Origin of the sequence: Amycolatopsis sp. DG1A-15b (assembly GCF_030285645.1) — a bacterium.
Classification (GTDB): domain Bacteria; phylum Actinomycetota; class Actinomycetes; order Mycobacteriales; family Pseudonocardiaceae; genus Amycolatopsis.
This window is the reverse complement of record NZ_CP127296.1, coordinates 4,086,815-4,112,265: the sequence shown is the minus strand read 5'-3', so window position 1 is coordinate 4,112,265 and position 25,451 is coordinate 4,086,815. Positions and strand designations below refer to the sequence as shown.

20 protein-coding genes are annotated in these 25,451 nt (G+C 68.4%); 3 read left to right on the top strand and 17 right to left on the bottom strand.

Going from position 1 to position 25,451, the window contains the following annotated elements; all coding sequences use genetic code 11:
- Window positions 1-38 precede the first annotated feature (38 nt).
- Window positions 39-722: a TetR/AcrR family transcriptional regulator gene (locus QRY02_RS18730; protein WP_285992821.1), complete on the top strand. Its 684-nt coding sequence runs from the start codon at window positions 39-41 to the stop codon at window positions 720-722.
- A gap of 4 nt (window positions 723-726) precedes the next feature.
- On the opposite strand, the gene QRY02_RS18725 is transcribed toward QRY02_RS18730, so the two are convergent.
- Window positions 727-1,611, bottom strand: a complete 885-nt coding sequence (locus QRY02_RS18725) for a short-chain dehydrogenase/reductase (RefSeq protein ID WP_285992820.1) — start codon at window positions 1,609-1,611, stop codon at window positions 727-729.
- Window positions 1,612-1,663: 52 nt separating this feature from the next.
- On the bottom strand, window positions 1,664-2,248 hold the full coding sequence (locus QRY02_RS18720; RefSeq protein ID WP_285992819.1) for a TetR/AcrR family transcriptional regulator: 585 nt from the start codon (window positions 2,246-2,248) through the stop codon (window positions 1,664-1,666).
- Between the two features lie 157 nt (window positions 2,249-2,405).
- Between QRY02_RS18720 and QRY02_RS18715 the strand changes: the two genes are divergently transcribed.
- Window positions 2,406-3,410, top strand: a complete 1,005-nt coding sequence (locus tag QRY02_RS18715; protein WP_285992818.1) for an NADP-dependent oxidoreductase — start codon at window positions 2,406-2,408, stop codon at window positions 3,408-3,410.
- A gap of 367 nt (window positions 3,411-3,777) precedes the next feature.
- Here the strand turns inward: QRY02_RS18715 and QRY02_RS18710 are convergent, their stop codons facing one another.
- The 5 genes from QRY02_RS18710 to QRY02_RS18690 are packed head-to-tail and all read right to left on the bottom strand — an operon-like array spanning window position 3,778 to window position 11,546.
- Window positions 3,778-7,263 carry an indolepyruvate ferredoxin oxidoreductase family protein gene (locus QRY02_RS18710; protein WP_285992817.1) on the bottom strand — a complete coding sequence of 1,162 codons (3,486 nt, stop codon included), beginning with the start codon at window positions 7,261-7,263 and terminating at the stop codon, window positions 3,778-3,780.
- A gap of 31 nt (window positions 7,264-7,294) precedes the next feature.
- A complete protein-coding gene (locus QRY02_RS18705) occupies window positions 7,295-8,071 on the bottom strand; it encodes an RraA family protein (protein ID WP_285992816.1) in 777 nt (258 codons plus the stop codon).
- Window positions 8,068-8,679, bottom strand: coding sequence for a 3-isopropylmalate dehydratase small subunit (gene leuD / locus QRY02_RS18700; protein ID WP_285992815.1), 612 nt, complete (start codon window positions 8,677-8,679; stop codon window positions 8,068-8,070). Before leuD ends, QRY02_RS18705 begins: the two co-directional genes overlap by 4 nt.
- On the bottom strand, window positions 8,676-10,082 hold the full coding sequence (leuC, locus tag QRY02_RS18695; RefSeq protein WP_285992814.1) for a 3-isopropylmalate dehydratase large subunit: 1,407 nt from the start codon (window positions 10,080-10,082) through the stop codon (window positions 8,676-8,678). Before leuC ends, leuD begins: the two co-directional genes overlap by 4 nt.
- 39 nt (window positions 10,083-10,121) lie before the next feature.
- Window positions 10,122-11,546: an MFS transporter gene (locus QRY02_RS18690; RefSeq protein ID WP_285992813.1), complete on the bottom strand. Its 1,425-nt coding sequence runs from the start codon at window positions 11,544-11,546 to the stop codon at window positions 10,122-10,124.
- Between the two features lie 220 nt (window positions 11,547-11,766).
- On the opposite strand from QRY02_RS18690, the gene QRY02_RS18685 reads away from it, so the two are divergent.
- Entirely contained in the window at window positions 11,767-12,441 is a 675-nt protein-coding gene (locus QRY02_RS18685; protein ID WP_285992812.1) for a GntR family transcriptional regulator, read from the top strand.
- A 190-nt stretch (window positions 12,442-12,631) separates the two neighbouring features.
- On the opposite strand, the gene QRY02_RS18680 is transcribed toward QRY02_RS18685, so the two are convergent.
- The 10 genes from QRY02_RS18680 to QRY02_RS18640 all read right to left on the bottom strand — a co-directional run bounded on the left by QRY02_RS18680 (window position 12,632) and on the right by QRY02_RS18640 (window position 25,040).
- A complete protein-coding gene (locus QRY02_RS18680; RefSeq protein WP_285992811.1) occupies window positions 12,632-15,355 on the bottom strand; it encodes a beta-L-arabinofuranosidase domain-containing protein in 2,724 nt (907 codons plus the stop codon).
- Between the two features lie 357 nt (window positions 15,356-15,712).
- The gene (locus tag QRY02_RS18675) at window positions 15,713-16,588 is read right to left on the bottom strand and encodes a hypothetical protein (RefSeq protein ID WP_285992810.1); all 876 of its coding nucleotides are present in this window, start codon (window positions 16,586-16,588) and stop codon (window positions 15,713-15,715) included.
- 429 nt (window positions 16,589-17,017) lie between these two features.
- Entirely contained in the window at window positions 17,018-17,629 is a 612-nt protein-coding gene (locus QRY02_RS18670) for a DUF4253 domain-containing protein (RefSeq protein WP_285992809.1), read from the bottom strand.
- Window positions 17,630-18,164: 535 nt separating this feature from the next.
- Entirely contained in the window at window positions 18,165-18,908 is a 744-nt protein-coding gene (locus tag QRY02_RS18665; protein WP_285992808.1) for a GAF and ANTAR domain-containing protein, read from the bottom strand.
- A 566-nt stretch (window positions 18,909-19,474) separates the two neighbouring features.
- A complete protein-coding gene (locus QRY02_RS18660) occupies window positions 19,475-19,957 on the bottom strand; it encodes a GDSL-type esterase/lipase family protein (protein ID WP_502874213.1) in 483 nt (160 codons plus the stop codon).
- Between the two features lie 118 nt (window positions 19,958-20,075).
- A complete protein-coding gene (locus tag QRY02_RS48875; protein ID WP_502874260.1) occupies window positions 20,076-21,020 on the bottom strand; it encodes a glycoside hydrolase family protein in 945 nt (314 codons plus the stop codon).
- Window positions 21,021-21,128: 108 nt separating this feature from the next.
- Entirely contained in the window at window positions 21,129-22,013 is an 885-nt protein-coding gene (locus tag QRY02_RS18655; RefSeq protein ID WP_285992807.1) for an alpha/beta hydrolase family protein, read from the bottom strand.
- Window positions 22,014-22,058: 45 nt separating this feature from the next.
- The gene (locus QRY02_RS18650; protein WP_353069557.1) at window positions 22,059-22,871 is read right to left on the bottom strand and encodes a GDSL-type esterase/lipase family protein; all 813 of its coding nucleotides are present in this window, start codon (window positions 22,869-22,871) and stop codon (window positions 22,059-22,061) included.
- 63 nt (window positions 22,872-22,934) lie between these two features.
- Complete coding sequence (locus tag QRY02_RS18645; RefSeq protein WP_285992805.1) at window positions 22,935-23,939, bottom strand: GDSL-type esterase/lipase family protein; 1,005 nt, start codon at window positions 23,937-23,939, stop codon at window positions 22,935-22,937.
- A 36-nt stretch (window positions 23,940-23,975) separates the two neighbouring features.
- Window positions 23,976-25,040 carry a glycosyl hydrolase 53 family protein gene (locus QRY02_RS18640; RefSeq protein WP_285992804.1) on the bottom strand — a complete coding sequence of 355 codons (1,065 nt, stop codon included), beginning with the start codon at window positions 25,038-25,040 and terminating at the stop codon, window positions 23,976-23,978.
- Window positions 25,041-25,451: the final 411 nt, after the last annotated feature.

Sequence of the window (25,451 nt, the reverse complement as noted above, 5' to 3'; positions counted from 1 at the left end):
TAGTGAGATGGCAAGGGCTGGCCGGAGTGAGGGGAACCGTGAGGAACAGGGCAGAGGACGTGACGTCGGGCAACGGTGTGCCGGAGCGGCTGATTCAGGCCACGATCGCGCTGCTGGCCGAGCAGGGACCGTCCGCCATCAAGGCACGGACCGTCGCCTCCGCGGTCGGGTTGGCGCAGACGTCGGTCTACCACCACTTCGGCGGCATCGTCGAACTCGTCCGCGCCGTCGCCGACTACGGCTTCGCCGAGCTCGGCCGGGCGTTTTCCCAGGTGCCGGTGACGGACGATCCGGTCGCCGACCTCTTCGCGATGGCGTTGGCCTGCCGCCGGGCCGCCCGCGAGAACCCTCACCTCTACGATCTGATGTTCGGGTTGTCCACTCGGGCGACCTACCGGCCGCCGGCCGAGTCGGGCCCTCGGCCGAGTGGTCGTTCGGTGGCCTTCCGCGATGCCTACGCGCACGTCACCGACGGGTGCGCGCGAGCCGTGCGCTCCGGCAGGTTCGCGCCTCAGGAGCCCGAGGTTGCGGCTGCCCAGCTTTGGAGTTTCGTCCACGGTTACATCACCCTCGAACTGGCGGAACACTTCGCCGAGTTCACCGATCCGGTCAAGCAGGTGCTGCTGCCCATGGGGGTGAACTTCGCTGTCGCGCTCGGCGATACACGGGAAGGTGCCGAGAACTCACACCAGGCGGCCATGGGCGGCCCGGGCATGCCATAAGCGGTCAGGACGCTTTGGTGCTGCCCCCGCCGGGTACGAGCTGGTCGTTCCGCCCCAGTGCCTCGACTTCGCGCTCGAGAGCCGGCACCGCGTGGGCCGCGAACCTCCTCGTCCAGGGCCATGCCACGGGCGAGTTGAGGGCCGCCTTCAGCCAGTTGGCGACGACAACCGCCCGCGGCACGTACACGCGGCTGCGTCGCCGCGCGAGTCCGTCGACGATCGCGGTGGCCACCCGGTCGACGCTCGTGGTCACATTGCCCGGATAAGGCAACCGGCTGCGTAAGTGCCGGAACGACGGGAGGTCCGCATCGGCGCCGCGGACGATGTCGGTGTCGATCCACGACGGATGGACGACGCCGACCGTGACGCCGAGGTGCGCCACCTCCTGGCGGTAGGTGAGAGCGAGCATTTCGGCTCCGGCCTTGCCGGCGCCGTAGGCTGCCATCCCGGCCAGCGGCATGAACGACAGTGCGGACGCCACGACCGTCACGTGGCCCCGGCTGCGCTCGAGGTGCGGTGTCGCGTACTTCAAGGTGCGGAAGACGCCGTTCAGGTTGATGTCCAGGACCCGCTCGAACGACGTCTCGTCGATCTGCCGCACCGTCCCGTAGGCCGCGACCCCGGCATTGGCGACGACGAGGTCGATGCCGGCCATGGCCTGCGCGCAGCCGTCGATCGCCGTCTTCAGGGCCGCACCGTCTCGCACGTCGGCCTCTCGCCAGACCGTGGTGGGCCCCAGTTCCCCCGCGAGGGCACGCAACCTCTCCGGTTCGAGCCCGATCAAGGCGAGGCGCGCGCCCCGGGTGGCGGCGAGCCGGGCCACCCGCTCCCCGATCCCGCGGGCCGCTCCCGTCACAATCAGTCGTCGACCTGCCAAGTCTCGTTTCATGACCGCAATGTAACTTCGTTACAGTCCGAAGGCAACAGGCCTGGGCGGCGACTCATCCTTCCGGTGCGGCGTCCAGCACTGTCAAGGCGTTGCGGATCCCCTGCTCGAGGATGTCGTCGGAGAGCTGCCGGTCGGCCAGTGCGCGGGCGAGCTGCAGGGTCCCGACGAGCAGGGCGTAGATACCGAGCGTCTTGGTGCGCGCCGACTGCGGATCGCGGGGCGCCAAGCGGGCGGCGATGTCGTCGATGACGGCCAGCACGCTGCCCGTGTAGGTCTGCTTGGTCGGATCCGTGCATCGGCCGAGTTCATCCAGCAGCGCGGCGGACGGACAGCCCTCCTCGGGATTGTCGCGGTGTTCTGGCGAGAGGTAGGTATGCACCATCTGCTCGACACCGTCGCGGCCGGGCGGGAACGAGGTGAGCCACTCGCGCTGGCCGCGCAGCTGCTCGGAGACCGCGGTGGCGACCAAGTCCTCTTTGGATTCGAAGTGGGCGTAGAACGCGCCGTTGGTCAATCCCGCGTCCTTCATGAGCGTGGCGACGCCGGAGCCGTCGATCCCGTCACGCTTGAGCCGGCGACCGGCTGCCTCGATGATCCGCTGTCTCGTCGCCTGCTTGTGCTCTTTCCCATATCGCACCACGTGCTTCTCCGCTCGCTCAGCCGCTGTCTGTCACCCATGTTAGTACGATCATAATCCGAACCTGTCCCACCTCTTGCCTCGAGGTGTCCACCTCGCTTACGGTAGTATGATCGTAATACAAAGTCGCCGACCGGGCTACGAGGAGAGTTACGCCATGAAGGCAGTCATCGTCGATCGTTACGGGCGCGGTGGAAGCAACGTTCGGGTCGGCGACATGCCGGTGCCCGAGGTGGGCGAGCACGACGTGCTGGTCCGGATCCACGCGGCCGGCGTCAACGCGCTGGATTCCAAGATCAGGGACGGCGAGTTCAAACTCATCCTTCCTTATCGCCTGCCGCTCATCCTGGGCAACGACGTTGCCGGTGTCGTGGTCGGCGTCGGGCCGGGCGTCCGGAAGTTCAAGCCCGGCGACGAGGTCTACGCGCGACCCGGCAAGGACCGGATCGGCACCTTCGCCGAATACATCGCCGTCGCCGAAGCCGACCTGGCACCGAAGCCCGAACAGCTCACGATGGAGGAAGCGGCCTCCATCCCGCTGGTCGGACTGACCGCCTGGCAAGCCCTGATCGAAATCGCCGGCCTGCGAGCCGGCCAGAAGGTCTTCATCCAGGCGGGCTCCGGCGGCGTGGGCACGTTCGCGATCCAGCTGGCCAAGCACCTCGGTGCGACCGTCGCCACGACAACCAGTGCGGCCAACGCCGATCTGGTCAAGCGCCTCGGCGCGGACGTCGTGATCGACTACCGCACCGACGACTTCGAAACCGTCCTGCACGACTACGACGTGGTGCTGCACAGCCTGGACAACGAGACGCTCAAGAAGTCCCTGCGGGTACTGAAGCCGGGCGGAAAGCTCATCTCGCTCTCCGGCCCGCCGGATCCCGGCTTCGCGCGGGAGCTCGGCAAGCCGTGGATCCTGCGACCGGTCATGGGGCTGCTGAGCTATCGGACCCGGAAGGCGGCCAAGCATCGTCGGGTCGGCTACACGTTCCTCTTCATGCGGGCGAGCGGGGACCAGCTCCGCAAGATCACTGCCCTCATCGATTCCGGGGTCATCGAGCCGGTCATGGACCGGGTCTTCCCCCTCGAATCGACTGCCGAGGCGATGGCGTACGTCGACAAAGGACGCGCGAAGGGCAAGGTTGTCGTCACGGTCAAATGATGCTGCTTGGCCGCCGGCTACGCGTTCGGAAGCATCACAACGCAGTTGCCGACTGACAGCCGCCGACGCGACAACTCTGGCTTGAACGGAGCGGGCGGTAGCGATCTGGCGCCGACGGGGTGCGCAGTGACTGAGCCGGTACTCGACGCTCGCGAGGGTGATCCACGCGCGAGGAGGACTTCGCATCGCTGCAGGACCTTCTTGCGGTTGCCTCGCAGGAACGCGCCGCCGTGGATCCACACCACTACCGGACACGATCCGGTCCGGTCTGCCGGACCGATGAGATCGTGCAGCAGGTCGCGGCCCGGGTGCCGGGCCACGACCGTGTCCGGACGGACCTCGCACTCGACTTCCCGTGAACTCGTGCTCATCGGGCTGCCTCGCCGAGCCGGTGGCTTTCGAAGAATTCCTCGCGAAGCCGTCCGAGCTCCTCACGGTAGCGATGCACATTGCCCACCTTGATCTGCTCGTAACCCCGGACGATGTCGGGGAGTGCGGCGATCCTGGTCGCGGTCGCCACGGTGAGGGGGCTGAGCCGGGGGAGCAGTTCCTCGACCGCTTCGCGGTACTGCCTGATGAGGTCGCGCTCCATCCGGCGCACCGAGTGGTAGCCGAACACGTCCATCCGAGTGCCGCGGAGGCGTCGCAAGGCATACAGCAGGCGGAATACCGGGCGTGACTTCGCCGTGAACGAGAGCTTCCGCTTCAGGCCCATCGCGCGCAGCAACGGTGGGTGCAGTTTGACCCGGTAGGCCGCGTCCGGGCCGAACTCGTGCCGGATCGACGCGTCGAAGGCCTCGTCGAGGATGAGCCGGGCAACCTCGTATTCGTCTTTGTAGGCCATCAGTTTGAACAGGTGGGTCGCCACGGCTTCGGCCAGTTCGGCGGACCCCGGGATCGCGGCTTCCTCGGTGGCGCGCACCTTCTCGACGAAGGTGACGTAGTCCCGCGCGTAGGCCGTGTCCTGGTAGGCGATGAGCTCGGCGGTGCGACGCGTGACGAGATCGGCGAGCCGTGAGCCTCCGGCCGTCCCCACCACGGACGCCAGCGCGGCCACTTCGCCGGAAGGAGCCGGGGTGGCGAGAGCCGGTTGGGTCTCCGGGGTGAGTGCTGCGCGCACTGCGTCAGGGTCCGATATCGCCTGGCGTCCCCGGCGGAAGGCCTGCAGATTGGTGGCCGCGGCGGCACCGTTGAGCGTGATGGCGTTCTCGAGGGCTTCCGCGGTGATGGGGATCCGGCCGAGCTGGAACGCCGCGCCGACCAGGATCATGTTGGCGTACTGCTCGCTCCCGAAGAGCTTTTGTGCGAGGCGGCCCGCATCGAGGGACACGGTGCGCGCGACCGCGCTGTCGAGGGCGCTGCGGATCGCGGTCTGTTCGGCGAAGCGGATTCCGGTGTCGACGATCATCTGCCCGGTGGGGACCTGGGTGGTGGACAGCACGGCGAGGGTCTTGTCCGCCGATGCCGCTTTGAGGTTGATCGGGTCGGTCCCGACCAGCGAGTCGCAGATCAGGTACAGGTCGCACGATCCGGCGCGGAGCTTGGGAGAGGACTCCGACGGCGTGGCGGTGAACTTGAGGTCGGACACCACGGCGCCGCCCTTCTGGGCCAAGCCGGTCTGGTCGAGGCTGCGGACCGCGCGGCCGTCGATGGCCGCGGCGGTCGCGATGATCTGGGCGACGGTGACCACTCCGGTCCCGCCGATCCCGGTGATGCGCATCGCGAAGTCGTCCGGGTCCACCTGGATGGTGACCGCGGGGATCGCGTCCGGCTCCAGGTCCGCGACCGCCGTCCGCTTGGCCTTGGCGGTGCCGGGCGTCACCGCCACGAACGAGGGGCAGTCGCCTTCGAGACAGGAGTAGTCGAGGTTGCACGAGGACTGGTGGATGCGGGTCTTGCGGCCGAATTCGGTCTCGACCGGGTGCACCGACATGCAGTTGGACTTCTCGCCGCAGTCACCGCACCCTTCGCAGATGCGCTCGTTGATCACGATCCGCGTCGTCGGTGTCGGGGTGAGGCCGCGCTTGCGCTTGCGGCGCTTTTCGGCGGCGCACTCCTGGTCGTGCACCAGCACCGTCACCCCGGGAACCTGGGCGAGCTCCTCCTGAAGGGCGAGGATGTCACCACGTTCGTGGACTTCCACTCCCGCGGGCAGCAGCCGGCCCGGCACGCGGTGCCGGTCCTCGGTCGTGATGACCACTTTGGACACGCCTTCGGCGAGCAGCAGCTTCGCCACCTGGTCCAGGGCCAGGCCGCCGGCCGGATCCTGTCCGCCGGTCATCGCGACCGTGGCGTTGTAGAGCAGCTTGAAGGTGATGTTCTCGCCCGAGGCGACCGCGGCGCGGATCGCGAGGCTGCCGGAGTGGGTGAACGTGCCGTCACCGAGGTTCTGGATGAAGTGGTTCTCGGCCAGGAAGGGCGCCATGCCGAGCCATTGGGCCCCTTCCCCGCCCATCTGGGTGAGGCCGATGACATCGCCGGCCTGTTTGCCGTCCATCATCAGGACCATGGCGTGACAGCCGATGCCCGCGCCCACGAGCGTGTCCTCGGGCACCTTGGTCGAGGAGTTGTGCGGGCAGCCGGAACAGAAGTACGGCGTGCGGGTCAGCAGGGGAAGTGCCGTCCGGGTCGTGACCGGGCGGCGTTTCCAGGCCCGCGCCGACTCGATCCCGTGCACGTCGCCCAGACGGCGGCTCAGCGCGGCAGCCACCTGATCGGCGTCGAGTTCCCCGACCGGGCTGACCAGTTCGCGGCCGTCCGGGTCCGTCTTGCCGAGCACCATCGGTGCCCGCGATACGCCGTACAGGATTTCCTTGATGGCGTTTTCGAGAAAGGGTCGTTTTTCCTCGACGACGACGACTTCGTCGAGTCCTGTGGCGAACTCGGTGATCACCTGGGGATCGAGTGGCCAGATCATGCCGATCTTCGCGACCCGGATGCCGTAGCGACGCAGCTTTTCGTCGTCGAGTCCGAGCGCGTCCAGCGCCTCGCGAAGGTCGAGGTAGGTCTTGCCGGCGGCCACGATCCCGATGCGATCGCCGGACGAGCGGGTGACGATGCGGTTGAGCTTGTTGATCCGGGCGTAGGAGAAGGCCCGGGGCAGTCGTTCGGAGATGATGCTTCGCTCGAGACGAAGCAGCGCTGGGCCTACCAACCTGGCGTCGGGTGTGAAGGTGCTCTCCGGCAGGTCCCCGTAGGTCGGCAGGGCGCGCTCGGGGTGGACGGTCGCGGTGCACGCTGCGTCGGCCACTGCGGTGACGATCTTGAGCCCGGACCACAGGCCGGTGAACCGGGAGAGGTAGGGCGCGTGGAGGCCGAAGTCGAGCACGTCCTGGGAATCGGCGGGGAACAGGGTGGGGATCGAGAGGTCGGCCAGTGCCACCTCGGAAGAGCAAGCCAGCGACGAGGATTTGCCCGCGGGATCGTCGCCGACGAGCGCCACGGCCCCGCCGCGGGGATCGGTGCCGACCAGATTGGCGTGCCGGATCGCGTCCGAGGCACGGTCGAGGCCAGGCGACTTGCCGTACCAGTACCCGGTCACCCCGTCGTACTTCGGAGTACCGACGCGGGAGGTCAGTTGCGAGCCCATGACCGACGTTGCGGCGAGTTCCTCGTTGACGCCGGGACGATGCACGACGTCCAGCTCGTCCAGCATCTTCCTGCGGCGGGCCAGCTCGAGGTCGTAACCCGCCAGCGGCGAGCCCTCGTACCCGGAGATGAAGGACGCGGAGGATTGCCCACGGAGCCGGTCGAGCCTCGCCCGGTCGCGGACCGTCCGAACCAGCGCCTGAATGCCCGACAGGTAGATGACGCCCTCGTCGAGCCGGTACCGGTCGTCCAGGGAGAAATTCATGCGGCGGATACCTTTCGAGGCCGGATGGAAGTCATTCGGGGGCGGACCGGCCGCCGGTGCGGAGGACGAGCTCCGTCAAGTCGGAGCTGGCCCGGATGGCGCCGAGCAGGGCGTCCTCCGCGGCCTGAGCGGCGATGCAGGAGTCGGTGACGGCCGGCAGATGCTCGAAGGGCACCACACAGACGCCGTCGGCGTCGGCGACGATGTAGTCGCCGGGACGGACAGCAGTGCCGGCGATGGTCACGACGTCGTTGATCGCGACGGCGTCCACCCGGTAGCGAGCTGCTCGCGGAGACCGGTTCGCGCTCCACACCGGGAGGCCGGAATCGACGATCGTGGCGGTGTCACGGACGGCACCGTCGACGACGCAGCCGGCGACCCCGGCCTTGCGCGCCCATTCGGCCGAGAGCCCGCCTGCCACGGCCCAGTCGCGGTTGCCCCCGCAGTCGAAGACCGCCACATCCCCGGGACACGCCACGCCGTACAGGTCACGGTCGGCGACGACCAGCCGGGTTCCGGCAGACCGGACGACCGGGGGATCGGCGTTCGCCCGGACGTAGCGCAAGGTGACCGCGGGACCGCAGACCCGCATGTCAGATGCCAATGGCGCCAACGCTTCCGTGGTGAGCACGGCACCGACCCCAAGTTCGTCGAGGGCGTCGGCCACGGCCGAGGCCAGGTCCGGGAGCGCCAGCAGCTTCGCCGCCACGGCGGCGTCGTGCCGCGGTAGGTCCACCGTCTTGATCCGGGAGAGGGGCACTCGCCCGGTCAGCCTGTGCCGGACGGCGTCGGGAAGGTCGCCCGTCACGCTACGACCTCGGGACGGGTGACTTTCGGCATCGACGCGCGGCGGCGGGTTTCGTACCTGGTGATGTCGTCGTCGTACCGCATGGTCAGCTCGATCTCGTCGATGCCGTTCAGGACGCGCCACCGGAAATCGTCCGGGTACTCGAACGTGAACTCGTGGTTGCCGACGGACACGACCCGGCGCTCGAGGTCCACGGTCAGCGGCGTCTGCGGCTCGGCTTCGATCTGCTCCCACAGCGCTTCGATCGCCTGGCCGGGCAGCGTGGCGGCGACCAGCCCGTTGTTCGCGGCGTTCGCGCGGAAGATGTCGCCGAAGCGTGCTGAGAAGATCACCCGGAAGCCGTAGTCCGCCAAGGCCCAGACGGCCCACTCACGAGACGATCCGGTGCCGAAGTCCGGACCGGCGACGAGGACCGAACCACCCGCGTACTCGGGCTTGTTGAGCACGAAGCCCGGGTCCTTGCGCCACTCGCCCATGAGAGCCGCGGCGTGACCGGTCTTCGTCATGCTTCCGGTGAGGAGGGCCTGCGCCGGGTAGATCTGGTCCGTGTCCACGTTGGACTTCCGGAGCGACACCGCCGTGCCGGTGTGGGTGCGCAGCGGCTTCATCCCCGGACCTCCAGGTCGCTCGGTTCGGCGAGGTGGCCGAGTACCGCACTGGCCGCGGCCACGGACGGGGAGACGACGTGCGTGCGAACGCCGGGCCCTTGCCGTCCCTCGAAGTTGCGGTTGTTCGTCGATGCGGTCCGTGTCCCGGCGGTGAGGCGTTCGCCGTTGATCGACACGCACATCGAACAGCCGGAATTCCGCAGCGGGACACCCGCTGCCTCGAACACGCGGTCCAGGCCCTCGGCGACCGCCTGCCTGCGCACCGTCTCCGATCCCGGGACCAGGTAGACCTGCATTTCCGGGGAGATCCGCCTGCCTCGCCAGACCTCGGCGACCTCCCTGAGGTCTTCGATGCGGCCGTTCGTGCACGATCCGATGAACACCGCGTCGATCGGCACCGTTTTCATCGGTGTCCCGGGCGTCAGGTCCATGTAGGCGAGCGCCTGCTCCGCGGCGAGCCGCTCGACCGGATCGGCGATCTCCGCCGGCGCGGGCACGACCTCGTTCAACCGTACGGTCTGGGAGGGGTTCGTCCCCCAGGTCACGTGCGGCACGAGCAGGGACGCGTCGAGCCGGGCTTCCTTGTCGAAAACCGCTTCCTCGTCGCCGGCGAACGTCTTCCAGTACTCGATCTCCTCGTCGAAAGCGGCGCCCTGGGGTACGTGCGGCCGGCCCCGCAGGTACTCGAAGGTCACTTCGTCCGCGGCGACGAGGCCGGCGCGCGCTCCGGCCTCGATGCTCATGTTGCACAACGTCATCCGGCCTTCCACCGACAGGGCACGGATCGCCGGTCCCCGGTATTCGATGACGTGCCCCTGACCACCGGCCGTGCCGATCTCGCGGATCATGGCCAGTGCGAGGTCCTTGGCCGTCACCCCGGGCGGCAGCACGCCGTCGACGGTGACCCGCATGTTCTTCATCCGCCGCATCGGCAGCGACTGGGTCGCCAGCACGTGTTCCACCTGGCTCGTACCGATGCCGAAGGCCAACGCGCCGAGAGCCCCGTGCGTCGTGGTGTGCGAGTCGCAGCAGACGATCGTCATGCCCGGCTGGGAAAGACCCAGTTCCGGGCCGACCACGTGGGCGATGCCCCGGGACCGGTGACCGAGGCTGAACAGTTCGATACCGAATTCCTCGCAGTTGCGCCGCATCTCGGTCACGTACCGCCGGGTGAGACCGTCCGCGATGTCCCGGCCGCCGATCGTCGGCGTGACGTGGTCTTCGACGCCGAGCGTGAGGTCGGGCCGGCGGACAGTGCGGTTCTTCTCCCGCAGGCCGGCGAACGCCTGCGCGGTGTTGGCCTCGTGCAGGAGGTGGAAGTCAAGGTAGACGAGGTCTTGCCCGCCGTCGTCCGCCCGGACGATGTGCGCGTCCCAGATCTTGTCGGCCGTCGTTCTGGCCATCTGCCTTCCTTTCCCGTGAGCCCTGATGTCGAAGGCGCGTCAGGCGCCGCGCTGTGTCACCGGTTCGGCGGTGGCACGGTCTCCGGTCCCCGTCACGGCTTCCAGGCTGCGGCCGTTCGTCCGCGGGCCCAGGATCGCGAGATCGAGGCAGGTGATCGTGATGATCACGGCGGCGGCCACGAAGACTTGTGTCGGCCCGAACTGGTGAAGGACGGTGAGCGCCCCGAAGGGCAGGAGACCGGCCGTGAGGCGCGAGAACGAGTACGCCACCCCGCCGGCCGTGCTGCGCACCTGGGTGGGGAACAGTTCGGCCTGGTAGACGTGCCAGGCGCCGGAGACGATGCTGTTGGAAACGGTGATCACCGCACCGGCGGTGACGATGACCGCGGTGCTCGTCCCGTTGCCGAAGACGATGCCGGCGACTCCGATGACGGTGAGGCCGCCGATGACCAGGAACTTCCGTTCCACGCGCTCGATCAACGGCACGGCGAGGAGCGCCCCGATCGGCGCACCGATGAACGACAGCGCCGTGTAGAGCAGCGACGACGGGATGGTGTGCCCCTTGCTCACCAGGATCAGGGTCGCCATGGACGCGAAGCCGTACTGGCCCACGGTCTGGGTGATCTGGAAGATCCACATCATCACGGTGCGCTTCAGGTACGGCGGGCGGAACATCGAACGGAACCGGATCTTCGTCACCGGCTTGTAGGGGATGCCTCGGACCTCGGGCAGCTTCCGGCCGGTCTGCCGCTCCACCGTCCGTTCCACCTCGGCGACGACCGCCTCCGCGTCGTGCGGCCGGTTGCGCTCCGCGAGCCAGCGCGGGGACTCGGGGAGATTGCGGCGAAGCGCGAACACCACCAGCGCTCCCAGGCCGCCCCCGATCATCATCCAGCGCCAGCCGTCGATCAGGAAGTGCGTCTTGACGATGAGCAGCCCGCCGAGACCCGCGACGACCGGGGCGGCGAGGAAGCCGATGGCGTAGGCGACCGCGATCAGGCGACCGCGGGCCTTCCGCGGCATGAACTCGCTCAAGTACGTGTCGACCAGCATGAGTTCCGCGGCGAGGAACACGCCGGAGACGAGCCGCAGAGCGATGAGCGTCGCCACGTTGGCCGAGAAGGCCGACGCGACCGCGAGCAGCGAGTACGCGGCGAGGTTGTACATGAACATCTGCCGCCGCCCGAAGCGGTCGCTGACCATCCCCAGGAAGATCGCGCCGAAGATCATCCCGAAGAACGGCGCCCCGACCAGCAGCGGCTGGGTGAAGGAAGTCAGGTGCCACGGCCTCGCCAGCACACTGCCGAGGACGCCGCTCATGTAGATCTCGTAGGAGTCGAAGAACGTCGTCAGGCCGACCAGCAGGACGAGCTTCCAGTGCCAACGGGACACCGGGAGGCGATCGAGTCTCGCGGCGACCTGGAGCGGCCCCGAGCCGGACAGGTCGTGTTTCAGGTCTGTCATCGTGCGGTCGTCTCCTCGGCAAGTTGATCCACATTGATCCACTTCGCGCGCCGGCGTCGGGCAGCTGTCACCCCGGATATGCGGCGAAATACCAGGTCAGAGCCTGATATATCTCGAGTACTTCTCTGATGCGCCCCAAAGTATGCTTCTGGTCCATCTGTTGTCAACGACGTGATACTTTGGCGTGACCAGTCAGCTCGCCGGGCAGGAGACGAGGGCAGTGAGCAGCAGCGAACCAGAGCCGTCGGGGCGTGACCCGCGCCTGTCACTGACCGAGCGGACGCATGCCCTCATCAAGGAAGACATCCTCACGGCCCGCCGGCTCCCCGAGAGCATGCTCGTCGAGCACGAGCTCGCCCAGGAGTACGGGGTCTCCAAGACGCCGATCCGGGAGGCCTTGCGGCTGCTCGCCCACGACGGCTGGGTGCTGGTCCTGCCCCGCAAGGGCTACCTGGTTCGTCCTCTCCGCTTCGAGGATGTGCGCGAGATCTTCGCGCTGCGGCAGATGATCGAGCCGCCTTTGGTCGTCGAGGCGGCCAAGCGCAGCAGTCCCGAGCAGCTCGACGCCCTGGAACGGCACATCGACGACCAGGCGGCGGCGGCTTCCACGGAGGCCGCGCTGAACGCGGCGACCGCCTTCCATCTGGACATCGCCAGGTTGTCCGGCAACCGGCGCGCCGAACGCATCATGCTCGGTGTGACCGACGAGGTCCGCCGGATGCACTACCTCGCGCCCAACCTGCGGAGCAGGCTCACCGAGGAAGCCGAAATCCGGGACCACCGGGACCTGGTATCGGCCATGAGGCGACTCGACATCGAGCGGGCCTACGAGATCATGGACCGGCACTCCCAGGAGTCGTTGCGGCAGAAGCTCGAAGGCCTGACCACGATCTGACGACCCTATCGCCCGGCTCGAACTGCTCGCCCGAGGTGACCCGGCTTGCCGGATCGGCTGGCAACGCCATCGGACGACGAGGTGTGCCCCGGGGTGGGCCGGGCCGTCGCAGGCGGCGACCCGGCGGCCTTGGAACCCTCGGTGGCTACCGCGTTCGCGGTGCTGTTACGGGGATTGCCGAGCCCGGCGGTCAGCAGAGGTAGTTCGCCCGCCGGGCGGTGGCCAGTACCCTCGCGGCGTCTGCGCTGCCGAGCCGCCAGGCGTCGACCTTGGTCCCGACCTGGCGCACCAGTGCCTCCTTGGTCGCGAACGGTGCGCCCGCCCAGATGTCGTCGAGCAGCGTCGTCCCGGCCCCGGCCGGGTTCGCGACCCCTGAGTCGAGGCCGCCGAAGACCACCGTCGCCTCGGCGCGGTGGAAGTACGCGTGCGTCGGATCCTCCGTGCCTTCGAAGAACGGCGCGAACTCGACGTCGTCGAGCCGGAAGTGCAGCGGCTTGCCGGGAACGGGCGCGAACGAGGGGAGCAGGTCCCCGGACAGCGCGGCGTTCCGGTACAGCCCGAACTCGAGGAACGTCGTCCGCGGATCCCGCGCCACCAGGTTCACCGGGCCGAAGAACAGCGTCTGCGTCTTCGGGTCGTCGAGCGCCTGCTCGGCGCGCAGCCGGAACGGCGTCCGGACGACGACCGTGTCCCCGTCGCGCCAGGTGCGGGTGAGCACCGGGCCCGCCGCCGGCTTGCCGTTGACCCGGACCGAAAACGTGTCACGGCACCAGGACGGGACCCGCAGCCGGAGCGTGAACCGCGCGGAGCCACGGACGACGAGCGTCGACCCCTGCTCGTACGGGAAGTTCGTCCGCTGCTCGATCGTGACGCCGTTCCACGACAGCTTCGACGGGCTGTAGAGGTTCACGTAGAGCGTGCTGTCGTCGGCACTGCGGAAGTAGACCGTGTCCTGGTACTTGGTCGCGCTCTCCATCCCGGTGCCTTCGCAGCACGTCGTCCCGGCCTTCGGCGTGTAGTCCCGGACGTGGCCGGGGTTCAGTCCGATGAAGTAGGTGGCCAGCGGCTTCTCGGCGTCGGCCTTGTCCTGTTTGGAGCCGAGGACCTGGTTGTACAGCGCGCGCTCGTAGTAGTCGAGGTAGCGCGGGTCCTGTTCGTGGAAGTACAGCATCCGGCTCAGCTTCAGCATGTTGTAGGCGCAGCACGTCTCGGCGTTCGTGTCGCCGAGCGTGCCGGCGATGCGGCCGGGCTCTTTCCAGAACTCGCCCAGGCTCGTCCCGCCGATGCCGTACATCCGCGTCGGCACCACCATGCCCCAGAAGTTGCGGGCGGCATCGAGGTAGCGCTGCTCGCCGGTCTCGTCGTACAGCCGCACCAGGCCGGTCAGGATCGGGATGTGCTGGTTCGCGTGCATCCCGGTGAGAATGTCGCTGCCGGCCACGCAGCTGTCGATGAGGTGGTCGAGGTCGAACAGCTTCGCCAGCGCGAGGTGCTCGGCGCGGCCGGTGACGGCGTGGACGTCGCAGATCGCCTCGACGATCCCGCCGAACTCGCCGCTGGAGAAGATGCCCCACATCCGCTGCAGCGTCGTCTTCGGCAGTTTCGACAGCCGCGCGTACATCCAGTCGCACATCCCGGACGCGAGGTCGAGCGCGCGCTCGTCGCCGGTGGCGCGGTAGGCCTCGAAGAGCCCGCGCAGGATCTTGTGCGCGGTGTAGTAGGGCGCCCAGACGACGGTGTAGTCCCCGCTCGTCATCGACTCCAGCGTGCTGAACTGCGTCTCGGGGTAGGCGGCCAGGAACCCGGGGTGGCTCGGCCCGCCCCAGGTGCGGCGCACGACCGCGGGGCCGGAGCGCCCGGTCCGGTCGGTGAGCGTGTCGAAGGCGTACGACGCGAGATCGCCGTCTCCGGCTTTGCCCTGCAGCGCACCGATTTCGGCGGCGGGCAGCGCCCGTGACCAGACGTCGAACCCGCCGAAGGCGCCCGCGAACACCGGGTCCGGGTAGAGCGAGCGCCCCAGCCAGTGGTTCGCCAGTGCCCCGAGCGCCGCCGGGTTGAGCGTCATCGCGGTGTTCGTGCCGGCCACGGACCCGTTGACGTACAACGTTCCCGTGCTGCCCGAGATCGTGACGGCGAGGTGGCTCCACTCGCCGACGGGCAGGGGAGCTGTCCCGTCGATACCCTGCTCGCGACCGGCCCCGCCGTTCGTGATGGCGAACCGCGGGACGCCGGAACCGTTGCGCGCGGCCAGGTACAGGTACTTGGTCGTGTTGTCGCCGAAGTCGAACACCCGGGCCCAGTTGTCCGCGTGGGCAGGCCGCACCCACGCCGCGATGGTGACCTCGGCGGCGCTCCCGAGCACGGTGGGTGGCAGCTCGACGTACTGGTAGGAACCGCGGGGCTGCTCGATGGCTGCCTGGACGCTGCCGGGGACGACGAGTGCGGCCGGCTCGCGGCGCAGGGCGTCCCGCACCTCGGCGAGCGCGCCGACCACATACCGGATCCGGTCGCCGAACGCGGCCTCGCCGGTACTCGCGTGGGCCTGTGCGAGCATCGTCAGGAAGTGCCCGGTGTAGTGCCCGCGCAGGTTGCCGTTGGCCTCACCGTCGAGGCCTTCCCAGCCCCCGGGCGCTACCGCGCCGCGGGTGTCCAGGCCGGCGTTGGCCCGGAAGACCTGCAGCAGCCGGTCGACGTCGTAGCCGCGGGCGTGATCGAGCATCAGCGCGCGTTTGGCCGCGAAGACGCCGTCGCGCAGCTTCACGTCACCGAGCTCGAACGGCTGGACACCCCATCGGGCGGGCGGCGGCGTGACGGCCGCACCCGACGGCGTGGCGGCCATCGCCGACGGCGCGCCGAACGTGATGCCGAGTGCAGGTGCAGCGGTGGCGGCGCGCAGGACGGTGCGTCGCGTCATTCGCGTCTTCGGGGATGCCATGGAGCCCTCCGGTTCGGGGTGCGAGCAGCGCGAAAGCGAACCGATGAGGGCGGTCGGGCACACTATCGCAAGATCGGACTCGGCTCGTCAATAGTCGTCGAAACTGTTGATTTCCTTGACGACAGTGGCGCGGTCGTCGAAGATCCTCGCATCCAGGCAGTGCTCACACTCGGCCGATGAGGGCGTTGAGTGTTAACGTTAACAAAGAGCGGCTCGCGTCCGCGGGCGCGTGGGGCGAGATGTCGGCAGGTTTGCGGTCTTCGCGCAGGCCGCGCCAGGCGGTGTGGCGCAGCCAGCGTCACCGGCATTCTGTGAAGGCAAGGGGTGAGGCCCGGGTCACCGGTCGGTCACGGCCTCGGCGGGGACCAGGTAAGGCCGCTTCCCGTTGACCCCAGCCGGAAACAGCAGAGCCAGATTCTCACCAGTCCCCGCTACCCGAACCTCCCGGCGCGGCCGGTCGGCCAGCTCGGCAACGCCATACGCGTGCGCGCCGCGGGCGTCGATCGTGGTCCCGTCGCGGTAGGTGATCCGCAGGTCCGGCGGGCGGTGCTCGGCCGCGGTCAGGCGCCGGTGCGGGGCGATCGTGACCTCCGCCGGGTACCAGCCCGTGCGGCGGGCGGCGGCCAGGCGCCGGGCCCAGCGGATCCGGCGGACCACCGCGACCGGGAACAGCACGACCCCGGCAATGAACATCAAGATCCCGACGCCGCCCGTGGCCCGGTCCTCGTTGGGTTCGTCGGAGGTGCGGACCCGGGCCGGCCGGACGGGGTCGGTCGCGACCCGGACGTGGTCGCCGACCGCGTAACGGCGATCGGAAGTCTTGTCGATCCAGACCCGCTTCCGGGCGCCGCCCAACACGTAACCGACCTCGATGTACGTCCCGGCCCTCGGCTTCTGCCAGACAGTGAGAACGGTGCCGTCACTGTGCACGCCCGTGCGCAGCAACAGTTCGGCGGCCCGGTCCAGCTCGTTCTGCACCGCGAAGCACCCCCCGATCAGGGCAGCGGCGGCCAGCAGCGCGAACGTCCAGCGCCGCCCGCCGGCCCGCAGCCGCCGCAGTCCCGGCGCGGCGGCCTCCGGATCCGGAGGGCCGGCGGGCAACCCGCTGTCGCGCTCGGCGACAGCAGGCCCCACCGACGGCGAGGGCGGCGGCGAAGAAGGCAGCAGACGACGCCGAGTCGGTCTGCCGAACGCGTGCTCCCCAGCCGCCATCGCGCCATGGTAGACCGGTTCCGGCCGCGGAACGCCGCCTGTGACGCAACCGAACGCTGCTGCCCTTCGGTAGCAACACCAGCCACGAACCGCCTGGTGCCAGGGAGGATTGATACCTGGACCGGATCAACCCGCAAGGGAGGCTGTGGCTGGCCGCGTCGCCGGTCGTGCACTGGCCAGAACCCTTCGCTGAGCGCGACCGCGAAGACCAGCGGTTCGGTCTGCACTGGAAGACCCGGACTCTGATGGAGTGGGCTGACGGACGCCCCTTCCTCTGGGCCGGCGATGAGATCACCGATGCCGACCGCGACTGGGTCTCCATGCATCATCGCCGCGCTCTGCTCCACCATGTCGCGCAGTCCCGCGGTCTCACCGTCGAGGACACCATGGCCCCCGCATTGGCCGGGTGGGGTGCCGCAGTGCCCGGTCTCAGTCCCACCATGCGTGGACGACTTCCGCGTCGATGAGACCGGCGGCCAGCGCCGCCAAATCGTCAGCCTGGTAGATAGTGTCCACGCTGTCCGGGCAGTAACCGGCGTATTCCCAGGCGAAGGCGAGCGCGTCCGGCCGGGTGCGCGGCGGGCGGGCGACGGCCAGTTCCACGCTTGTGGTTGTCATGCACACCAGTTCGGCACCGTAGGCGTCACGCCAGTGCCGCAGGATGGCGCTGTGTGCGGCTGCGGTCGGGAAGCCCTCCCAGCCTCCGTAGCCCAGCACCGCGGGCAGCTGCCAGGCGGCCACCGCCGGCACAAGCGCAACGAACACCTCGGCCGGCATGCGAAAAGAGTCGTCGCGGTGCGGTTCGGCCGGCCGGCCTGCCAGCAGTTCCCGCCACTCGGACTCGCCCGGGCAGGGCTGCCCGCCGCCGAGCCGGACCAGCACGTCGGCCCCGGCCGGCTCTTCTGCCCGAGCCGGCGAGTCAGGTGTCCGCGGCACGGCGTCGAACTTGCCGGCCGCTCGACTCGGAAACTCGGCCAGGTCCGAATCGATCAGCAGGGCCAGTGCCCGGTGTGATCCCCGACAGCATGCAGTCGCTGCCACCACATCAGGGCGTCCTCACCCGCAGAAGCAAACCCGAGCACCGCTGCTCCCGCCTCGGTCTGCGCCACCGGTGTCACGACCGGCAGATCGATGCCACGCTCACCGCAAAGACGCGCGAGACGATCGGTCATCCCGGGCTTCCAGACTGGTGACAACCGCCGAACGGCGACGACTCTACTGCGGTCTCGACCTGTCCTCTCCTGTTGTGCAGAGCTCGCCTGCAAACGCCGCTCGCCGCGTTCGAAGACCGGCTATCTGCGCCCTGACCGGTTCAAACAAGGAGGCCGACGACACGGTCGAAATCATCGACGTCGTCTTCTCTGCACCAAGCAAGTCGACACGCCGACCATCGGACCAGCGGTGTCGGGCTATTGGCACGGCCGGCGGGACGAGCGTTGGGAGTCGACGCCGGCGATGGAGCAGTTGCACCCCACGACTCGAAACCGATGTTGATACCGCTGTCCGGCACCGCGACGGCGGTGGCGGTGCTGGTATTCTGCCGGCTCCGGAAGACCCCGGGCTTGCCTTCTTCTTTTCATGGTGTGGGCGGCACCCCGGTGGCGTGGGCGATGAATCGGCCGGCTAGGTCCCGCAGTTTGACGTTCTCCCGCTGGGACTGCTCGACCAGCAGCCTGAACGCCTCGTCAGCGGGGATCTGGCGAAGTGCCATGAGGATGCCTTTGGCCTGGTCGATCACCGCGCGGCTGGTCAGTGCCTCACGGAGCTGCTCGGTGGTCTCGTGGGCTTGCTGGTAGCGGCGGTAGGCGCGTAGCGCGGCGGTGATGGCGCTGGTGTAGAGGTCGAGAAGCTTCTCGTCGAGGTCGGCGAAGCCGTTGCCCCGGGCGCTGTAGCAGTTGACCGCACCGTTGTGCCCGTCACTGATCACCAGCGGCGCGGACAGGAAGCTGCTGAACCCCTGCGCCGCCGAGTCTTTTGCGAACGTCGGCCAGAGATCGGCGGCGTCGGTGATGGAGACCCGCACCATTTTGCCGGTCCGCGACGCGCGCAGGCACGGTCCGTCGCCGACGGTGTACTGGTCGTGGTCCAGTGCGGTCACGATGTCGCTGGTCGAGGCCGCGGTCACCGGTACGCCTCCGGTGAGGAGGGTGATGGTGGCCTCGTCGACGCCGGGAACGGCCCGGGTCACCTGCTTGCACACCTGGCGCAGTAGGACCGTGAAGTCATCTTCGCTGTCCAGCGCCGAGGTGAGGGTGTCCAGCGCTCCGGTGACCTCGTCGAGTACCTCCGGCCACGCTTCGGTGTCCCGCTTGTACTCCATGACCAATTCTCCCGTCAGCCCACGCCGAACGAGGAAAACCTGAGGTACGGAGCGATGAGGAAGTGGCTGCGACCCGCGCGACATCCTGGCGGCCGGAAGTCGGTGGCCGACGTAGATGTGGTGTTCCGGGCCCGCTGCTGGACGAGGAGGGGGACGCGCCGCGTCCTCCTCGCCGCGAAAGGGTCCTTCGTCGTTCGCGCAAGATCGGTACACCATCGAGATGGCGCCCCGTCAAGCCGGCACGCGCGAAGTATCTCGACATTGCGGAGTGTAGCCCAACGCCGGGCTGGCAGCGACCACAGGTGATCGCGGCGCTCAGCGGACCGGACGGCCCCAGGTCGTCAGGGACAACGCCGCCGTCATCGTGAACCCGCACTCGCGGGCGCTGGAGCACGGGCGGGGTGGCCGGCGGGAGCTCGGGCGTCGGCTTGACCCCGTATTCGCCGGCCGGGTCGTACACGGCGACGCCCGCGCCCACTGCCGCCGCCGCGACCGCGGCCGCGCTTCCGGACAGCACCGTCCTGCGTGTGATCACGGGGTTTCTCCTGTTGTGCTCGGCCTGAACTTCAGTAGTGCAGGGCGGCCAGGTTGACGGCGTCCGCCATGGCCTGGTAGCCGCGGTCACCGGGGTGCAGGTGGTCGCCGCTGTCGTAGGCGGGGAGGATGCGGGTGGTTTCGCCGGGGTCCCGGATTGCCGCGTCGAAGTCCACGACGCCGTCGAAGGCGCCGCTGGTCCTGATCCCCTTGCTGACGGCTTGGCGGATGCTTTCGCGTCCTGCGGTGTAGCCGCTGAAGTGTCCGAACGGGGTGAGGGTGCCGCCGTAGACGGCTACTCCGGCGTCGGTCAGTTGCTTGGCCGTCAGGGAGCTGTTGGTGGTGATGTCGTTGATTCCTTCGAGGAGGATGACGTCCTTGACGTTCGGTTGGTCGAGTGCGTCGTGGGCGAAGCGGTCGAGTGCCTTGTCGCCGTAGGTGTTTCCCGCGTCGGTGAGCACCCGGTTGCCGCCGATTCCGGCGTTGACGACGCCGAGCCGGGGGTCGCCGGACACGGCGGTGAGGCGGCGGCCCAGGTAGTCCGGATAGCGCCGGTTGGTCCCCTCGACGACTTCGCGCCATAGGTGATGGAATCACCGAACGCCACCAGCGTGCCCGTTGCGTTCGCGCTGGTCACCTCGAGGCCGAACAGGAAGTGCCAGGAGCTCTTCGCCGAGGGATACCGGCTGGTGCCGTCGTCTGCCGCGTGGTCTCCGGTGGTCGAGACGTAGGTCGTGTCGGCCGAACTGGGGTGCCAGGTCGACGCGCCGGTACGAAGAGGTCGACGTGGCCGATCGCGAAGGCGGTGGTGCCGTGCAGGTTCGACAGACGCAGTCGTGGCGCCGTCCCGCCGGCCGACACGTGCACCACTTGCCGGATGGTCTGGTTCGTGAATCCGGGACCTCCCGCGTTGACTCCGGGTCCCCAGCTGCCCACCGTGGTCGTGGCCGCCGGCGCCGCAACCGCGGTGGCAGCCGTGCTCGCCGTGACGAGAACCGCCGAGGTGGCCACGACCACGGACCCTCGCCTTGGTTGATCGCGTTCTTCCCCGAGGCAGTCGGCGATGAAGGAGTAGCTGCGGTTGAGCCTTGCTGAAGCGGTAGTAGGTGCCGTTGTGCTTGATGAGCGTCGAATCGATCGTCGAGTAGCCCTTGTCGACCCAGACCTGCGGGGGCTGAAGGTCCGGAAGTCGGAGGTCGTGGCGTACATCATGCGGTTGTAGGTGGTGCCGGTGTGGCCGGGATCGCTGGTGGCGTAGAGCTTCGACGCTCGCGGCGGGCTCCGGTTCACCAGGTCGGTCGACTCCCGGACCACGATGGACTTGCTGCCCGTTCGCTGGACCTGGTCCCAGTTGCCGTTGCCGTACATCCGCAGGTCGGTGGCGATCTGGTAGAACTTGTCGCCCTGGGGTGACCGGATGACGAACGGATCGCGCACGCCGCGGGTTCCCACGGTCGAGGTCAGCACCGGCTTCCCGCCGTTGAGCTGCCGCCACCGGGTCGGGTCGTCGCCCTGGCTGAGCCCGAAGTAGACCTGCTCGCCGGTGGCGGTGTTCTCACCGGTGAAGTAGGTGAACAGATAGCCGGCGTACTACGGGGCCGACGCCGCGTCAGCCGACGGTCCGGCGTCCAGCGCGGCGAGCAGTGCGCCGACCAGAGCGAGTGCGGTGCGGCGCCCACGGACGGGTCAGCCCAGTTGGGCTTCCCACTTGGTCTTGGTACCGGACGCGTCGGCCGCGAGGCGGTCTCGTGCGGTGGTGTCGCCGTACATGGTCCAACGGGCCCAGTCGACGACGGTCTTGGGGAAGCGCTGGTCGCTCCAGAAGCTGGTGTGGCTGCCGCCGACGAAGGTGAGGAACGCCTTGGGCCACTTGATCTCGTTGTAGGCCTGGCGAGCCGAGGAGTAGGCGCAGGTGGTGTCCTTGTCGCCGTGGACGAACAGGACCTTGGCCGTGACCGATGCAGCGGGGTTGCCCATGTCCACACAGGACTGGGGGTTGGCGGAGACGATCCGGCTGTCGGGCCAGGAGGTCAGCAGGCCGTGGGTCACCATGCCGCCGAGGGAGTGGCCGGAGACGCCGACACCGATGGTGGTGTTGATGTGCCCGGCCAGCGGTCCGCTGCTGTTGAGGGCGAGGGTGTTGGTGAGGATCTGCGAGACGTCTTTGGAGGTGTTGCCGTTGTTGACGTCGCCGAAGTTGTGGTTGAAGTGCGGGGCGGGGACGACGAAGCCCGCGGCGGCGAGGGCGCGGATGATGAACAGGGAGTTCTGGGGGCTGCTGCCGTAGCCGTGGGTGAAGTTGTAGATGGGGAAGACGCCGGTGGCGGTGGGGGCGTTGTTCACGGGGTTGCCGCCGGCGGTGCCGGTGGCGGGGTAGTAGACGTAGGTGGTGCAGGGGCGGCTGCCGCGCTTCCAGTCGTACCGCCGCACGCCGACCGCGAACGGTGTGGTCGGCGCCGGGCCCAGCGGTCCGAGGGCGGCCAGCGCCTGCCCTGCGCCGAGCAGGGTGAGGCCCGCGCCCGCCGCGCCGACGGCGGTCAGGCTGAGGAACTTCCGTCGTTGCATGGTCATGGATGACTCCTCGGGTGTGGGGTGGGGTAAGCGTCGAACCAGTGACTACTTGAGGTAGCCGGCGAGGCCGATCTTCTGATCGCGCAGCGCCTTCGCCACGACCCGCGCGATCTGATCCGCGCCCGCGGCTTCGAAGTGCGTGTGGTCGTTGCAGAAGAACGCGCCCACGGCGCCTTTGCTGTAGTCGCCGTTGTTGGGACACAGCTTGAGGGTGTTGTAGAGGGTGTAGCTCAGCTTGTGCAGATCGATCACGGGCGCTCCGGTGGCGGTGCCCGCTGCCGTTGTCGGGGAGAGGAATCCCCGGTTTCCGACCGCCGTGCTTCCGCTGCAGGTGATGGCCGCGACCGGGGTCAGCAGGACCGGGTGGGCACCTCGGCTCTTCGCCGCGTCGGCCATCGTGGTGAGCAGGCTCTGGTAGCGTGCCGGGCCGACGTGCCGTGGGCAGTTCGGGTCGCTGTCGTTGATGCCGAACTGGATCAACAGGTAGTCGCCGGGTTGCATCCCTTTCGCGGGATCGAGCATGTCCAGCCAGCGTTGGGCGTAGGTGTTCGGGCTCACCACGCATTCACCGGCGGAGTTCTTGGTGCGGGTCACGTTCGACTCGTAGAGCCACGTTTGGATGCTGCGGCCCGACACGGCTTTGTTGACCACGGTCACCTGGTCGTTGAACAGCGGGTCGAACCTGTTGCCCCAGCCGACCGGGCAGGACGACTTCGGATCCGCCATGGTCGAGTCACCGGCGAGCCACACCTTGACCGTGGCCGCTGCCGTCGCTTTCGACCCTGCCGGGCGGGCCGCGCAACTCGGTGCGGCAGTCTCGTGGAGCGAAGCGACTGCCGGAACGGCGCCCGTCAACATCGGCGCGGCGATCAGTGTCGCGATCGTGAGAACGAGTTTTCGCAAGGCGGTCTCCTTTGGAGGTCAGCGCAGGAACGCGGCGGCGGGCAGCTGAGCGTCGGCCATGCCCTTGGTGACGAGGCCGGCCATGACTGCTCCTCCGTATTCGGAGAAGTGCGCGTAGTCCTGGACACCGTCGTGCTGGACGGTCAGGTACAGCGGCCAGGAAGCGCTTTCTCCGAGCCTCTCGAGCAGGGCCTGGCTGCGCGCGGTGAGGTCGATCAGTGGCACGTGCAGCTTGCCGGCGAGGTCGCGGATCACCGCGGGCAGGTCGACGCCGAGGTTGTTGACGATCAGCCCGGTGGGCGTGAGTTTCCCGTTCGGGCCGAACTGGTGCCGCACCGGCGGGGTGACCAGGACAGGCAACCCGCCACGCTCGCGGACGCCGTCGACGAGCTTGCCCAGGTTGGCCCGGAACGTGTTTTCGGGTGTGGTTTTGTCGTTGTGCGCCAGCTGGATCAGCACTTCGTCGCCGGGCTGGATCAACGGCTTCACGGTGGCGAACAGCCGCGGGTTGCTCAGCCAGCTCCCGGTGCTCTCCCCGGAGTCGGCGTAGTTGGCGACCACGATCCCCGGGCGCAGCAGCTGGGGCAGTTCCTGCGCCCAGCCCCGTTTCGGGCCCTTGAGCCAGTCCGACGCGGTGGAGTCGCTGACCACGAACAGCCGTGGCCGGCGCGCGGGTGCCACGGAGACGTTCAGCGCGGCCGGGTGACTTCCGGTGAGGTGGACCTGCAAGCCGGGCGTCCCCGCCCCTTCTTCGCCGGTGGGCATGCTTTCCGGGCTGCGCACGTTCACCGCCAGTACCTCCCGGCGGAACTCGCCGGCGCGGGTGCTCACGGGCGCGAGCACGGTGCGGCGGGCCTCCACCTGGACACCGGTCTGCGCGGCCTGGGTCGCGCTGCCCAAGGTCAAAGTGACCTCGTAGTCGCCGGGCGGAACGGTGAAGGAGTAGTTGACGGCGTCCATCGTGCCGGGCGAGCCGGGGAGAGCGGACAGGGCGAGCAGGACACTGACGGCGGAGACGAGCATCGTGCCTCCCGTGCAGAAGTGGCGTCTCGCCAAGGGTTACCGGAAGCCGTCCATGATGGCGGTGGGCTTGCGGGTGGCGGCGTCCCAGGCGACGTTGGCGTAGCCGGTGAAGGGCGAGTAGCCCTCCGGCTCCCAGTAGAACAGGCCCTGCCCACCGGTGCTCTTGAGCGCGCTGAGGTAGGCCACCAGCGAAGCTTTGGTGGACGAGACCTTGCTCACCGGGCCGCCGAACTCGCTCTGCAGGAACGGTTTCCCGTACTGGTCGGAGATCTTTTTCATGTTCGCCACGATGCCGGCGGCCAGGTTTGCGCTGCCGTAGGAGGAGAAGACGGACATGTCCCACTTGCCGCCGTTTCCGGAGTAGCGGCTGAAGAAGGTCGCCATCGAGTCCCACTTCTGCGGCTGGGCGAGGTGGATGCACACGGTGGTGCTCGGGGACACCTGCTTGACCTGGTTGTAGGCGGCGTTGAGCAGGCCGGTCATCTGGGCGCCGTTGGAGACGCTGCCGACCGGGTGGCAGATGCCGCTGTTGATCTCGTTGCCGATCTGCACCCAGGTGGGCAGGACGTCGTTGCTCTTCATGACGTTCATGGTCTGGCCGACGTAGGAGTTCATCGCGCCGAGCATCTGGCTGTAGCTCATGTTCTTCCACGCCGCGGGTGGGTTCTGCACGCCGACGGAGTTCCAGGTGTCGCCGAACATGTAGTCCAGCATGATCGACATGCCGGCGGCCTTGACGCGTTTGGCCAGTGCGGCGACTTCGGTGATGCTGCAGTGGCCGTCGGTGGCGCTGCCGGAGGGGTTGACGAAGGTGCGCAGCCGGATGGCGTCGATGCCGTAGCCTTTGAGGATGGTCAGCAGGTCCTGGCTCTGTCCGCTGGAGTTCTTCCAGGTGTAGCCGTGGGCTTCCATCTGCGGTGCCCAGCTGATGTCGGCGCCTTTGAAGAAGGCAGCCGCGGCGGGCTGCGCCGGGAACACGGCGGCCATCGCCTGTGTCGCGGCCCCCGCGCCCAGCGCGAGCGCGCCCACGCCCGCAGCGGCGCCGAGCAGCACGCTGCGGCGCCCCAGCGGAGGCGACACGTTTTCCGGCCTTTCGTTCATGGGGCACTCCGTTTCGTGCGAGGTCATCCGATCTCCCTTGATCGACGACGAAAGCCGCGGAGCCAGGTCGGGAGCGTACACAACCGACTACATGCGGTTCTGGTGAAGATGGAACCGTAAGTTGGAGGTTGCCGCAAGGCTGGAGGACGAAATCCTGTGAACGTGCACAGCCACCGGTGGCGAACCGGTCGATTCGATCTGGGTTCGACACTGTTCGCCGAATTCGTCCGGATGATCGAACGATCGAATTCACTCCACTGACTCGAAGGGTAACTTTGACAGCGCTTTCAGCTGGAAGGTCGACAGCGCTTCGGCGGCTTCGAAGGCGGTGCTGTGAGCGTTCACGGATACCGGACGCGAAAGCCTTGCCACGTTCTCCGCCATGCGGTTCTATTTCCAGGGAACCATGCG

Bases quoted from the DNA above. Each gene is read 5' to 3' on its own strand.
- QRY02_RS18725 (WP_285992820.1), bottom strand. From the start codon at position 1,611: ATGAAACGAGACTTGGCAGGTCGACGACTGATTGTGACGGGAGCGGCC.
- QRY02_RS18715 (WP_285992818.1), top strand. From the start codon at position 2,406: ATGAAGGCAGTCATCGTCGATCGTTACGGGCGCGGTGGAAGCAACGTT.
- QRY02_RS18710 (WP_285992817.1), bottom strand. From the start codon at position 7,263: ATGAATTTCTCCCTGGACGACCGGTACCGGCTCGACGAGGGCGTCATC.
- leuD (WP_285992815.1), bottom strand. From the start codon at position 8,679: ATGAAGCCGCTGCGCACCCACACCGGCACGGCGGTGTCGCTCCGGAAG.
- leuC (WP_285992814.1), bottom strand. From the start codon at position 10,082: ATGGCCAGAACGACGGCCGACAAGATCTGGGACGCGCACATCGTCCGG.
- QRY02_RS18690 (WP_285992813.1), bottom strand. From the start codon at position 11,546: ATGACAGACCTGAAACACGACCTGTCCGGCTCGGGGCCGCTCCAGGTC.
- QRY02_RS18680 (WP_285992811.1), bottom strand. From the start codon at position 15,355: ATGACGCGACGCACCGTCCTGCGCGCCGCCACCGCTGCACCTGCACTC.
- QRY02_RS18675 (WP_285992810.1), bottom strand. From the start codon at position 16,588: ATGGCGGCTGGGGAGCACGCGTTCGGCAGACCGACTCGGCGTCGTCTG.
- QRY02_RS18665 (WP_285992808.1), bottom strand. From the start codon at position 18,908: ATGGAGTACAAGCGGGACACCGAAGCGTGGCCGGAGGTACTCGACGAG.
- QRY02_RS18655 (WP_285992807.1), bottom strand. From the start codon at position 22,013: ATGACCATGCAACGACGGAAGTTCCTCAGCCTGACCGCCGTCGGCGCG.
- QRY02_RS18650 (WP_353069557.1), bottom strand. From the start codon at position 22,871: ATGTTGACGGGCGCCGTTCCGGCAGTCGCTTCGCTCCACGAGACTGCC.
- QRY02_RS18645 (WP_285992805.1), bottom strand. From the start codon at position 23,939: ATGCTCGTCTCCGCCGTCAGTGTCCTGCTCGCCCTGTCCGCTCTCCCC.
- QRY02_RS18640 (WP_285992804.1), bottom strand. From the start codon at position 25,040: ATGAACGAAAGGCCGGAAAACGTGTCGCCTCCGCTGGGGCGCCGCAGC.